11 protein-coding genes and 2 pseudogenes are annotated in these 11848 nt (G+C 72.5%); 3 read left to right on the top strand and 10 right to left on the bottom strand.

Annotation, left to right across the window (positions count from 1 at the left end):
* Nucleotides 1–7 precede the first annotated feature (7 nt).
* The 9 genes and pseudogenes from ACFSKW_RS42160 to ACFSKW_RS42200 all read right to left on the bottom strand — a co-directional run bounded on the left by ACFSKW_RS42160 (nt 8) and on the right by ACFSKW_RS42200 (nt 8138).
* Complete coding sequence (locus ACFSKW_RS42160) at nt 8–646, bottom strand: adenosylcobinamide amidohydrolase (protein ID WP_379579871.1); 639 nt, start codon at nt 644–646, stop codon at nt 8–10.
* Nucleotides 643–1347: pseudogene (locus ACFSKW_RS42165) on the bottom strand (ABC transporter ATP-binding protein); the annotation flags it as partial. The pseudogene ACFSKW_RS42165 and the gene ACFSKW_RS42160, both read right to left, overlap by 4 nt.
* A gap of 56 nt (nt 1348–1403) precedes the next feature.
* Nucleotides 1404–2363 carry a FecCD family ABC transporter permease gene (locus tag ACFSKW_RS42170; protein ID WP_379580268.1) on the bottom strand — a complete coding sequence of 320 codons (960 nt, stop codon included), beginning with the start codon at nt 2361–2363 and terminating at the stop codon, nt 1404–1406.
* Nucleotides 2364–2431: 68 nt separating this feature from the next.
* Nucleotides 2432–3397 (bottom strand): ABC transporter substrate-binding protein, encoded by a 966-nt coding sequence (locus ACFSKW_RS42175; protein WP_379579875.1) that lies wholly within the window; start codon nt 3395–3397, stop codon nt 2432–2434.
* A 200-nt stretch (nt 3398–3597) separates the two neighbouring features.
* Nucleotides 3598–4458 (bottom strand): Gfo/Idh/MocA family protein, encoded by an 861-nt coding sequence (locus ACFSKW_RS42180; RefSeq protein WP_379579877.1) that lies wholly within the window; start codon nt 4456–4458, stop codon nt 3598–3600.
* Nucleotides 4459–4464: 6 nt separating this feature from the next.
* Nucleotides 4465–5261 (bottom strand): annotated as a pseudogene (locus ACFSKW_RS42185) (SDR family NAD(P)-dependent oxidoreductase).
* Complete coding sequence (locus tag ACFSKW_RS42190; RefSeq protein ID WP_379579879.1) at nt 5255–6442, bottom strand: cytochrome P450; 1188 nt, start codon at nt 6440–6442, stop codon at nt 5255–5257. The pseudogene ACFSKW_RS42185 and the gene ACFSKW_RS42190 overlap by 7 nt, the downstream one beginning before the upstream one ends.
* On the bottom strand, nt 6388–7389 hold the full coding sequence (locus ACFSKW_RS42195; RefSeq protein ID WP_379579881.1) for a phosphotriesterase family protein: 1002 nt from the start codon (nt 7387–7389) through the stop codon (nt 6388–6390). The genes ACFSKW_RS42190 and ACFSKW_RS42195 overlap by 55 nt, the downstream gene beginning before the upstream one ends.
* Entirely contained in the window at nt 7374–8138 is a 765-nt protein-coding gene (locus tag ACFSKW_RS42200; protein ID WP_379579883.1) for a phytanoyl-CoA dioxygenase family protein, read from the bottom strand. The genes ACFSKW_RS42195 and ACFSKW_RS42200 overlap by 16 nt, the downstream gene beginning before the upstream one ends.
* A gap of 89 nt (nt 8139–8227) precedes the next feature.
* On the opposite strand from ACFSKW_RS42200, the gene ACFSKW_RS42205 reads away from it, so the two are divergent.
* Together ACFSKW_RS42205 and ACFSKW_RS42210 are read left to right on the top strand one after the other, a co-directional pair.
* Nucleotides 8228–8884: a hypothetical protein gene (locus ACFSKW_RS42205; RefSeq protein WP_379579885.1), complete on the top strand. Its 657-nt coding sequence runs from the start codon at nt 8228–8230 to the stop codon at nt 8882–8884.
* A gap of 93 nt (nt 8885–8977) precedes the next feature.
* Nucleotides 8978–9889: a TIGR03621 family F420-dependent LLM class oxidoreductase gene (locus tag ACFSKW_RS42210; RefSeq protein ID WP_379579887.1), complete on the top strand. Its 912-nt coding sequence runs from the start codon at nt 8978–8980 to the stop codon at nt 9887–9889.
* Between the two features lie 96 nt (nt 9890–9985).
* Here the strand turns inward: ACFSKW_RS42210 and ACFSKW_RS42215 are convergent, their stop codons facing one another.
* The gene (locus ACFSKW_RS42215) at nt 9986–10930 is read right to left on the bottom strand and encodes a zinc-binding dehydrogenase (protein ID WP_379579888.1); all 945 of its coding nucleotides are present in this window, start codon (nt 10928–10930) and stop codon (nt 9986–9988) included.
* Nucleotides 10931–11171: 241 nt separating this feature from the next.
* On the opposite strand from ACFSKW_RS42215, the gene ACFSKW_RS42220 reads away from it, so the two are divergent.
* Nucleotides 11172–11753 carry a histidine phosphatase family protein gene (locus ACFSKW_RS42220; protein WP_379579890.1) on the top strand — a complete coding sequence of 194 codons (582 nt, stop codon included), beginning with the start codon at nt 11172–11174 and terminating at the stop codon, nt 11751–11753.
* Nucleotides 11754–11848: the final 95 nt, after the last annotated feature.

The raw sequence follows: 11848 nt of genomic DNA on the forward strand, positions 1-11848 counted from the left end.
CGGGCGTTCAGCCGGTGCCGCGCGGGCGCCACCCGGTGGCGCCCCGCCGTACCGCCGCGTGGACGGCGCGGGCGAGCCTGGAGCCGTAGAGGGAGCGCGGGCCGCCGAACACCTCCTCGGGCCCCGACGAGGGCACGGCGACGCAGACGGCGTCGGAGGCGGTGCCCGTGCAGGGGAAGCCCGCCTCGATGAGCGCCTGGGTCTTGGCCTCCGTGGCGGTCATGACGGCGTTGACCAGGGCCGCGTCGGTCATCGCCACAGGGACGGTGATCATGAGGTTGATGGTGCCGACCCGCAGCGGCGCCAGTTCGGGGTCGACGTGGCCGGGAGGGGCGGCGGCCCACGTGGGCACGCGCAGACCGACGGTCGCGACCGCCTGCACGCCGCCGTCCGAGCCGGTCGTGTAGCGGTCGACGGAGGCCGCGGTCATCATGCCGACGCCCTCCCCCTCGGGCCCCAGCGAGGTCAGGTGGTCGACCGGGTCCATGCGCGAGTATCCGGCGACGACCTGCGCGTTCAGCACCCACGAGCGCGGGCCGATGCCGCCGCCGAGCATCGCCGAGGAGATCATCCTCCAGCGGGGCCCGAACTCCCACAGCAGCGAGCCGAGTCTGGCCCCCTCCTCCACGCGGTACGACAGCTTCAACGGCCCCTCACCAGGTGGACGACGGGCCGCCCGTCGGGGCCCGGCTCGATCTTGACGTGCGCCTCGAAGTGCCTGCCCACCAGTTCCTCGGTCAGCACCTGGACCGGTTTGCCCGAGGCCACCGCGCGGCCGTCGGCGACGAGGAGCAGCCTGTCGGCGTACTGCCCTGCCAGGCTCAGGTCGTGCAGGGTCGTGACGACGGTCAGCCCGTCTCCGAGCCTGAGCCGGTCCAGCAGTTCGAGGACCTGCTGCTGGTGACCGAGGTCGAGGGCGGTGGTGGGCTCGTCCAGCAGCAGGACGGGGGCCTCCTGGGCCAGGGCCCTGGCCAGCACCACCCGCTGCCGCTCGCCGCCCGACAGGTTCTCCACCCGCCGCCCTGCCAGCTCGGTCAGGTCGAGCCTGTCGAGCACCGAGGCGATCACGTCCCTGTCCCGCCTGCTCTCCCGCCCGAGGTAGGGGATGTACGGCGTGCGGCCCAGCAGCGCGTAGTCGAAGACGGTCATGTCGGCGGGGAGCGCGGGCGTCTGGGGGGCGAAGGCCACCCGCCTGGCCCGCTCTCTCGGCCGGTCGAGCGGCGCGCCGTCGAACAGGACCGAGCCTGCGCGGGGCACCAGCCCCATGATCGCGCGCAGCAGCGTGGACTTGCCCGCGCCGTTGGGCCCGATCACCGCCAGCCACTCGCCCCGCGCTACCGTCAGCGAGACCTCGGACAGCACCTGCCTCCGGCCGAGGACCACCGAGAGCTCCCGGGTCTCGATCACATCTCCGCCCTCCTGGTCATGCGCAGGACGCCCACGAAGAAGGGCGCGCCGACGAAGGCGGTGACGACGCCGATGGGCAGCTCGGCGGGGGCCATGACGGTGCGGGCGATGAGGTCGGCCAGGACGAGGAACGCGCCCCCGCCGATCAGCGAGAGCGGCAGCACGATGCGATAGGAGCCGCCCGCCAGCCGGCGCACCACGTGCGGGACGACGATGCCGACGAAGGCGATGAGCCCGCTGACGGCGACGGCCGCCGCGGTGGCCAGGGACGCGCCGAAGAGCACGGCGAGCCGTACCCTCGCCGCCCTGACGCCCAGGGCCGTGGCCTCCTCGTCGCCGACGGACAGCACGTCCAGCATGCGCCCGTGCAGCAGGAGCAGGACGGTGGAGACGAGCGCGTACGGCGCGACCAGCGCGAGCTGGTCCCACCCGCCGCTGACGTCGCCGAGGATCCACGAGTAGATGCGCCGCAGCTCCTCCACCTTGAGCTGCTGGACGAAGGTCTGGATGGCGGTCAGGAAGGACGTGACGGCCACGCCCGCCAGCACCAGGGTCGCGGTGCCGCCCGAGCGGCCCGCGGTGTTGCCGAGGGCGTAGGCGAGGAACACGCCGCCGACCGCGCCCACGAAGGCGGCAACGGGGACGCTCGCGGCGCTGCCGGGCAGGAACACGATCACCATCGTGACCGTGAGGCCCGCGCCGGAGGCCGCGCCGAGCAGGTAGGGGTCGGCCAGCGGGTTGCGGAAGACGCCCTGGTAGCCGCCGCCCGCGATGGCCAGCAGCCCACCGACGGTGGCGGCCACCAGCACGCCGGGCAGCCTGATCTGCCACAGCAGGTCCCGCTCGATGGGAGCGAGACCCGAATCGACGTGGACGCCGGGCAGCCAGTCGACGGCCTGGAGCACGACCTGCCAGGGCGAGATGCCGGCCGCGCCGCCCAGCAGTCCCGCGATCATCGAGATGGCGAGGACGGCGAGGGCGGCGGCGACCCACAGCGGTCTGGCCCTGGCGGGCACGCGCGGCTTCACTGGCTCGCGTCGGCCTTGCGCACGGCCTCGCCGATCGCGGTGGCCAGGTCCACGATGCGCGGACCCCACCGGGAGGCGATGTCGTCGTCGAGCTGGATGACGCGGTCGTTTTTGACGGCCTTGAGGTTCTGCCATCCGGGCCGCTTGGCCAGCGTCTCCCTGCTCTGCTGACAGCACTTCACATCGGCAAGGAAGATCAGGTCGGGGTCGGCCCTGGCGACGAACTCCGCCGAGAGCTTGGGATAGCCGCCGGCCGCCTCGGGCGCCTTGTCGGCCACGTTGACCAGGCCGAACATGCCGTAGATCTGGCCGATGAAAGTCGTGGACGTCGCGGCGTAGGGCGTGGTGTCGAGCTCGTGGTAGTAGGAGAGCTTCTTGGCCTGCGGCGCGGCCGAGGAGAGCGCGCCCAGCTTGTCCTTCATGCCGGCGACCACCTCGTCGGCCTTGGCCTTGTTGCCCGTGGCCGTGCCGAGGTCGATGATCTCGTCATATGCCTCGTCGATCTTGGTGGCGGCCGGCTCCACCAGGACGGGCACGTTCACCTTGGCGAGCTGGGCGGCGACCTTGTCGTCGGAGGCGACGACGAGGTCGGGCTTGTGCGCGATGATCGCCTCGACGTTCGGGTTGAAGCCCGACAGGTCCGTCTTGGGGGCCTCGGCGGGGTAGGTCGACATGTCGTCGACCGCGACGACCTGGGGTCCCGCGCCGATCGCGAAGAGCGTCTCGGTGGCGGTCGGCGAGATCGAGACGATGCGCTGGGGCTTGGCGGCGATGGTGACCGCGCCGTTGCCCGCCTGGACGGTGGCGGGGAAGGCGGCGTCCTGCGCGGCGGCGCCGGACGACGAAGGGGCGGAGGAGGGGGCGCTCGACGAGGGGGCGGCGGGGGCGGGAGTCTGGCCGCAGCCGGCCAGGACGACCGTTCCCAGCAGCGCGCCCGCGAAGGCCGTGCGTACGGGCCTCACGAGTAGTCCTTTCACACTGTCGGAACCGAGAGACCCGCGAATACGCGACGGATCACCCTTTTCCACGAGGGTTGATGACGTCGGCGCGGCGGCAGGCGACCTGGCTATGACAGTTGCGGGACAGCGCCGGATTCACACCGGACTTCGCTGCAACGCTGCGCGTCGGACAAACGCTATCAATTCTCCCCGTGGGGCCGAAGTCAAGGGGTGGTGAGCTGGGACTCGGCCTCGGCGATGATCTCCTGAAGGTGCAGGCCGCGCGCCGCGTCGAGCGGGTGACCGCCGCCCCGCCGTACGGTGGCCGCGAACTCCTCGGCCACGACGTCCAGCGGGTCGTCGTCGAAGGCGGGCAGCTGGACGCCGCCCGCGGCGCCGTACACCTCGACGCGCATGGGCGGCACGTCGCCCACGGCGGACATGGACAGGGACACCTCGCTCACGGCGCCGCCCTCGTGGTCGAGCAGCAGGCCCATCCACGTGAGCGGGTCGCCGTGGGCCCGGACGCCGACCACCCTGCCGAGGGCCGCGTCGAGCAGGTCGATCACGTGCGGCCCCACGTCGAGGAGGGCGCCGCGCTCCAGCCGCCACGGGGTCGCGAAGGGGCCGCCGCCGGAGAGCGTGCCCGAGATGGCCGCCGCATGGCCGCCGAACGCCTCGACCTCGGCGCACCTGGACAGGAACTCCCGCGCCTGCGGCGAGTAGCGCAGCGTGAGCAGCATCTGGGACGGCACGCCCGCCTCCGCCACCGCGGCGGCGAGCCTGCGCGCGCCGTCGAGATCGGCCGCCAGCGGCTTCTCCAGCAGCAGCGCCTTGCCCGCCTTGGCGGCCAGCACGCCGAGCTCGGCCTGGACGGCCGGCGGCACGCAGAAGGCCACCGCCTCGACCGCGTCGAACAGCTCCTCGATCCGCTCGTAGACCGGGGCGCCCAGCCTGGCCGCCGCCTCGGGACGGCGGGCCCACACGCCCGCGAGCCTCGTGTGCGGCCCCCTGGCCAGCATCGGCGCGTGCGCCATCTCCGCCCACGGCCCCGCGCCCACCAGTCCTACCGCCAAAGGCTCCATAGATCGTCACTCTAGGCCCTGCCACGTATGGATGGCGTGCTCGGGCCGATGCGCCGAGGTGCCCGAGTCGATCACCAGCGTCTGGCCGGTGACGCAGCGCGCCTCGTCGGAGGCGAGGAAGGCGACCAGCGCGGCCACGTCCTCCACCTCGCACGGCCACGGCAGCAGCCGTTCGGCGGCCTTGTCGGCCAGACGGCCGGGGCCGAGCGCGAGCCTGGCGGCCTCGGTCATGACGAGCGCGGGGGCGACGGCGTTGCAGCGGACGCCGCGCCCGCCGTACATGGTGGCGACGTAGCGGACGAAGCCGCCGATGGCCGCCTTGGAGGTGCCGTAGGCGGCGTGGTCGACGTCGCCGAGAAGGCCCGACAGGGAGGAGGTGATCACGATCGCGGCGCCGCTCCCCATCGCGGGGACTTGACCATGAGCATGGCGCCGCGCAGGTTGACCGCCATCGTCCTGTCCCACACGGCGACGTCGAGGTCGGCCAGGTCGCCGTCGCGGCCGTAGACGTCGCGGTCGAGGCAGGCGGCGTTGGAGTGCAGCACGTCCAGGCGGCCGAAGGCGGCCACCAGGTCGGCCACGGCCGCGGCGACCTGTTTCTCGTCCGAGACGTCGCAGGTGATGGCCATGGCGGTGCCGCCCCTCCCCCTGATGGCCGCCGCCGTGCGCTTGGCCGAGGCCGAGCGCAGGTCGGCGACGCCGACGCAGGCCCCCTCGGCGGCGAGCCTGGTCGCGCAGGCCGCGCCGATGCCCGAACCCGCTCCGGTGACCAGCGCCACCCTGCCGTCGAAGCGGCTCACCATTCGACCATCAGGGACGGCAGGCCGCGGCCGACGATCGACCTGCGGTAGGCGACGGAGGCTCCCTCGGCCAGGCGCAGTCCGGGCAGGCGGGCGCCGAGCACGTCGAGGGCGGTGCGGAGCTGGAGGCGGCCGAGGGCGGCGCCGACGCAGAAGTGGATGCCGTATCCGAAGACCATGTGCGCGTCGGCGTTGGGCCGGTCGATCACGAACCTCTCGGGGTCGGGGAAGACGGTTTCGTCATGGGCGGCGGAGTCGGTGGACAGCAGCACGAGCTCCCCTGCGGGGATCGTCACGCCGTGCAGTTCGACGTCCGTGGTGGCGAACCTGAAGGAGCCGAGCGCGGCGCCGTCGATGCGCATGCACTCCTCGACCGCGTTCGCCACCCGCTCGGGCGGCACCGGCCACTGGCCCTCCCTGAGCAGGCGCAGGACGCTGTTGCCCAGCTGGTTGGGCACGGTGTCGTTGCCGCCGAGCAGGATCGTGGAGATCAGCTCCACCACCTCGCGGTGGGACAGTTCCTCGCCGATGAGCGAGGTCATGAGCGAGGTGAAGTCGTCCTGCGGGTCCTTGGCCCTGGCCACGACCAGCCGGTCCACGTAGTCGAGGTAGGTCAGGAAGCCGTCGGCCAGCTCGAGCTGCCTGCCGGGCGGCTGCGGCGACAGGAACAGCTGGAACCATTCCTTCACCCTCCGCTGGACGAACTCCTCGTCGGCGGCGGGCACGCCGATGAAGGCGGCGGTGAGCTTGACCGAGGGCTCGTGCGCGATCTCCTCGACGAAGTCGGCGCGGCCGCGACCCGCCACGCGGTCGAGCACGTCCTCGTTGAGCTCGCGGAAGCGCCGCTCCAGCGCCGCCACCGCCCGGGGGGTGAAGGCACGCGAGACCGAGCGGCGCAGGCGGGTGTGGTCGGGCGGATCCACGTTGGCCACGAAGCTCGACAGGAACGAGCCGTGCTCGCCGAGCCTGGCCCTGGTCTCCTCCGTGAGGCTGCGCGAGATCGTGAGCGAGCCCTTGGAGGAGAACCTGCGGGCGTCGCCGTAGGCGGCTCGCACGTCGGCGTACCTGGTCAGGACGTAGGCGCCGAGGTGCTCGCTGCGGAAGACCGGCCGCTCGTGCCGCAGCCGTCTCAGGAAGTCGTACGGCGAGGCGACGTGCCAGTCCTGGGTGACGTCGAAGTCCATCCGAAGATCCTCCGCGGGTTGTCGACGAGCATCTGGTGGATCTGCTCCTCGGTGACGCCTCGTCTCCGCAGCTCCGGCAGGACGTCGGTGGGGATGTGGAGCAGGTGGTAGTTGGGGTGGCGTCGCCGTACGACGTCGGGGTCGAACCTGTCGTTGAAGCAGTACGAGTCGTGCGACAGGACGAGCCGTCCTGCGTGGCCGCGCGCGCACAGCCTGGCGACCACGTCGACCCGGTCGTCGAAGGAGCTGATCGACTCGATCCCGAAGCGGTCCATCCCGAGGTAGGAGCCGTTGGCGATGAGCTCCTCCAGGTAGGCCAGGTCGGTGGAGTCGCCCGCGTGACCGATGACCACCCTGCTCAGGTCCACGCCCGCCTTGGCCAGGACCCGCTGCTGCTCCAGCCCGCCAGGCTGGGCGCTGTGGGTGGTGATGGGCGCTCCCGTGGCCACGTGCGCCTCGGCGACCGCCCTGAACACCCGCTCGCAGTTGGGCGTCATGCCGAGATGGTCGGAGGCGCACTTGAGCATCGCCGCCTTCACACCCGTCCTGCCGATGCCTTCGGTGATGTCCCTGACGAAGAACTCCGCCAGCCGGTCCCGGCCGCCGAACAGGCTGCCGGGCCCCCGGTTGCCGAAGTACGGCGGCAGCGCGTCATAGGTGTAGAGGCCCGTGGCGGCGACGATGGTCAGCTCGGTCAGCTCGGCCACCCGCTGGACGGCGGGCACGTAGCGGCCGAGGCCGACCACGGTCAGGTCGACGATCGTGTCGATGCCCGCCGCCTTGAGCGCGTCCAGCTTGTCCGCCGCCTCCCTGGCGCGTGTCTCCAGGTCCCAGCCCTCGGGGATGTCGGGCCAGTTCCACAGGATCTCCGGGCTCAGCCCGAAGACGTGCTCGTGCATGAGCGTCGCGCCGAGGTCGTCCTTGAAGCCGCTCACTGTCCAAGGCACGGGAACCTCGGGTGGTCGAAGGGCTTGTTCACTTCCAGACCGAGGCCGTCCGTCTGGCCGTACGGCATGCCGGTGTAGAGCGTGTCGGCGTCGAAGTAGGTCACGGTGAACGACAGCCGCGGCGAGTCGTGCCGGTTGGCGGGCGCGCCGTGCACGGTCAGGGCGTGGTGGACGGTCGCGTCGCCCGCCGCCAGGTCGAGCGGCGGCGACAGCTCCAGCTCCTTGAGCCACGGATGCTGGGTGAGCTGGTCGTCGCCCGCCGTGGTGAAGCTCCTGCCGAGCAGGCCGTGGCGGTGCGAGCCGTTGTAGAAGCGCAGCGCGCCCATGTCGGCGGGCACGTGGGCCAGGGCGAGCCAGACGGTCAGCATGGCCGAGCGGTCCATGGGCATCCAGGGGAAGTCCTGGTGGAAGGGCGTCGCGCCGTGCTCCCCCGCGTGGCCCGCCTCCTTCACCAGCAGGTTGGTGACCTGCATCCGGACCGCGGCGACGCCGGTCAGCAACCGCACGGCGGCGGGAGCCAGGCGTGCGGTCAGCTCGCCGAACCGCTCGTCCTCGCGCGCGATGTCGCGCGACTGGCCGAAGGCCCGGTCGACCAGGGTGGCGCGGGCCCTCGACCGCTCGCCGAGCCGGGCGAGAGCGCGTTCGCGCAGGTCGGCCACGGTGGCCGGATCGACGAGGCGGGCCAGCCTCACCCACCCGTTGGCTTGGAAGAAGGCGACCTCGTCGTCGGTCGTCGCGCGCACGTCCATGCCCACAGTGTCTGAGCAAGCGCTTGGTAAAACAAGATGAGTAGGGACCTACTCATGCGCGGAATCCGCTCCGGGCGGACGCTCGGGCCATGACCAGTCTCGACACGACTCCCCGGTCGGGAGCCGACACCTTCGCCCGCTACGCCATGATCGCCGCTGCGGTGATCGCACCGCTGGCCATCGGCGTGTCCATCATGCTGGCGCCGGGCGACATCACCGCGGAGGGCGAGGCGTACGTCCGGCAGTTCGCCGCCAACGCCTCCTCCTACCCCGTGCTCGCCTGGCTGTCGGCGATCAGCGCCATCACGATCATCCCCGCGGCGCTCGGCGTGTCCAGGGTCGCGCGCCTCGGCAAGCCCACGCTCGGCCTCGTCGCCACGATCCTCGCCTTCATCATGATCGTCCCGGTCAGCGGCAACTCGGACGACGTGCTGTACGCGGGCGTCAAGGCCGGCCTGGACCCCGCCAAGCTGACCGCGCTCTACACCGCCTACAACGAGGGCCTGCCCACCTCGATCTTCGGGATGGCGTTCCTGCTCGGCCTGGTGGGCTTCCTCCTGCTGGGCGTCGCCGCGCTGCTCGGCAAGACCGCGCCCCCGTGGGCGGCCATCGCGCTGATCGTCGGGCCGGTGGCGATCCCGATCCCGTGGTTCGCCGGACTGGGGAGCGCGGCCGCCGGAATCGCCTGGCTGATCATGACCGCCGGGATGGGCGGCGTCGCCCTCGGGCTGCTGAACCAGCGCTGAACGGCACCGGCCGGGCCGTCCGCACGGCCCGGCCCTAGCGGAAGGGGCCCGCCCGATCTAGGGTTCTGACCAAACGCTTGGTCGGGAGGCGGGATGCGGCGGTTCAGGTTCGCGGCGGTCGTACGGCAGGCCGAGTCGGGCAAGGCCTGGGCGGAGAAGGCCAGGCGCCTGGAAGCCACCGGATTCGACGTGCTCCTGGTCCCCGACCACCTCGTCGGCCCCCGCCTGGCCCCCTTCGCCGCGATGACGGCGGCCGCGTGCGCCACCACGCGGCTCAGGGTGGGCACCCTCGTGGCCGCCAACGACTTCCGGCACCCCGCCGTGCTGGCCAAGGAGTCGGCCACCCTCGACCTGCTGTCCGACGGACGCCTGGAGCTCGGACTCGGCACCGGCTGGATGGCCGCGGACTACATCGCCGCCGGCCTGCGACTCGACCCACCGGGCGTGCGCGTCTCCCGGCTGGCCGAGGCCGTGACCGTGCTGAAGGGGCTCTGGGGTGACGCGCCGTTCTCCTTCAGCGGCGCGCACTACCGCGTCGACGCGCTCGACCAGCAGCCCAAGCCGGTCCAGCGGCCCCACCCTCGGCTGCTCCTCGGCGGCGGCGGCCCGCGCATGCTCGGCCTGGCCGCCCGCGAGGCGAACGTGATCAACCTCGGCATGCGGGTCCGCGCCGACGGCACCGGCCCCGACGGCGCCGACGGCGGGCTGTCCGCGTTCCTCGACAAGATCGACCTCGTCCGTACGTCGGCGGCCGGCCGCTACTCCGACGTGGAGCTCGGGACGAGCATCCAGCAACTCGGGACCGAACGGTCGAGGGAGTCGTGGAGCGCCGCCGACTCCTCCCCGCAGCGCGAGACACCCCAGGTGCTCCTCGGGACCAGACGGGACGTCGTCGACAAGCTCCGCCACTGGCGTGACACCCACGACGTCTCCTACTACGTCCTCCACCACGAACGGGACCTGGACGCGTTCACCCCCGTCGTCGAGGAACTCTCCGGCCGCTGACCTCACGCCACGGACGGCGGATGGCGCCCCTTGAGGCGGCCACCCGGGCCCGGGCGGCCAGGGACTCTCCAAGGGGCGGTCAGGGGATCCAGACGGTCAGGGGATGAGGACGACCTTGCCTGTCGTGGCGCGGCTCTCCAGCGCCGCGTGCGCCGCGGCCGCCTCCGCCAGCGGGAACGTCTGCACCTCGGGCGTCAGGCGGCCCGACGCCGCCTGCGCGAGCGCCCGCTCCTCCAGCTCTCGCCGCCCGCCCGGCCAGGCGAGGATCCGCTCGATCGCGTAGATCGACGTGATGTCCTTGGCCTTCACCTCCTCCGGCGTGGGCCCGTCCGTCTCCTCGCGGGAGGCGTTGCCGTACACGATGTGCCGCCCGCCGGGGGCCAGCAGCGAGAACGCCTCACGCCCACGGGTGCCGCCGACACCGTCGAAGACGAGCGTCACCTCGCCGACCTGGGAGCTCCAGCCGGGCACGTCGTAGTCGACCGCTCGGCCCTGGACGGTCGCCACCTTCGCGGGGCCGCCCGCCGCGCCGACGACCTCGGCCCCGATGTCGCGCGCGTGCCGCACCAGCAGCCGGCCGATGCCGCCGGCCGCCGAGTTGACCAGGACGACGTCGTCGGCGGTGGGCGCGCCGAGGTCGATCAGGGCCATGGTGGTGGTGCCGGTCACGATCATGGCCACCGCCTCCTCGAACCCGAGCCCCTCGGGTACGACGTGCAGCGCGTCCACCGAGGCGACGCTGAGCTCGGCGTACCCGCCGGGTCTGCTCGTGCCCGTCACCACCCCGCGCCCGATCCACGACTCGTCGACGCCGGGGCCGACGGCGTCCACCACTCCCGCCACCTCGCCGCCGAAGACGGCCGGCAGCTCAGGGACCGGCGGTCCGATGGTGACGCCGGTACGCAACAGGGTCTCGATGAGGTGCACGCCCGCGGCCTTCACCCCGATGCGCACCTCGCCCGCGGCGGGGACGGGGTCGTCGACCGTCTCGTAGGTCAGGTTCTCCGCGGGCCCGTAGGCGTGCAGGACGACGGCGCGCATGAGGTTCTCCGTTCGTTCGGTGGCTTCACCGCCACGATGCAACCTCAAGTCGAGTTGAGGTCAACCGGGCGCGGCCCGGACCGCAGCCCGGACGGAACGAACCGGGCGGCCGAACGGCGGGGCGGATCGGCGGGCCGGGCGGTTCCGGAGCAGCAGGACGGGTGGCCCGTGGGGGCGCCGTCCCGGGCAGGCGCGACCCGGCGAGGTCCGGAAGCCGCCGGTCGGCGATGATGGTCCTGCTATGGATGAAATGTTGCTCTTGAGACACGGCGAGACCGAGTGGAGCAGGGCGGGGCGGCACACGGGCCGTACCGACCTGCCCCTGACCCCCGCCGGCGAGGACCAGGCCAGGGCGCTGGCCCCGCTGGTGAAGGCGCGCTCGTTCGACCTGGTGCTGGTCAGCCCCGCGGCCAGGGCGCGCCGTACGGCCGAGCTCGCCGGACTGTCCGACTACGAGGTGGATCCCGACCTGTGGGAGTGGGACTACGGCGGCTACGAGGGCATCACCACGCCGACGATCCGGGAGAGCCGTCCCGGCTGGTACCTGTGGCGTGACGGCGTGCCCCCCGGTGACGCCGAGCATCCGGGCGAGAGCGCCGAGCAGGTGGCGGCGAGGGCCGACAGGGTGATCGCGCGGGCGAAGGGCGTGCCCGGCCAGGTGGCCCTGGTCGCTCACGGCCACTTCCTGCGGGTGCTGACGGCCAGGTGGCTGGGTCTGTCACCGCAGGACGGAAGGTTCTTCAGGCTGGACACGGGGACCTACTCGCGGCTCGGGTTCGAGCACGCCGAGCCGGTGATCCTCACCTGGAACGCCCCGGCCTGAGGCACGCGCCCGCGATCCCCACCGGAACGCCTCCAAGCAGGGCACGCGCCCGCGATCCCCACCGGAACGCCTCCGAGTAGGGCACGTGCCCGCGA

It is taken from the genome of Nonomuraea mangrovi (genome assembly GCF_042681425.1).
Lineage (GTDB): Bacteria > Actinomycetota > Actinomycetes > Streptosporangiales > Streptosporangiaceae > Nonomuraea > Nonomuraea mangrovi.

Excerpts from the sequence above, each read along its gene's own strand:
- ACFSKW_RS42170 (WP_379580268.1), bottom strand. The coding sequence starts at position 2,363 with ATGATCGCGGGACTGCTGGGCGGCGCGGCCGGCATCTCGCCCTGGCAG.
- ACFSKW_RS42180 (WP_379579877.1), bottom strand. The coding sequence starts at position 4,458 with ATGGAGCCTTTGGCGGTAGGACTGGTGGGCGCGGGGCCGTGGGCGGAG.
- ACFSKW_RS42190 (WP_379579879.1), bottom strand. The coding sequence starts at position 6,442 with ATGGACTTCGACGTCACCCAGGACTGGCACGTCGCCTCGCCGTACGAC.
- ACFSKW_RS42200 (WP_379579883.1), bottom strand. The coding sequence starts at position 8,138 with ATGGACGTGCGCGCGACGACCGACGACGAGGTCGCCTTCTTCCAAGCC.
- ACFSKW_RS42205 (WP_379579885.1), top strand. The coding sequence starts at position 8,228 with ATGACCAGTCTCGACACGACTCCCCGGTCGGGAGCCGACACCTTCGCC.
- ACFSKW_RS42210 (WP_379579887.1), top strand. The coding sequence starts at position 8,978 with ATGCGGCGGTTCAGGTTCGCGGCGGTCGTACGGCAGGCCGAGTCGGGC.
- ACFSKW_RS42215 (WP_379579888.1), bottom strand. The coding sequence starts at position 10,930 with ATGCGCGCCGTCGTCCTGCACGCCTACGGGCCCGCGGAGAACCTGACC.
- ACFSKW_RS42220 (WP_379579890.1), top strand. The coding sequence starts at position 11,172 with ATGGATGAAATGTTGCTCTTGAGACACGGCGAGACCGAGTGGAGCAGG.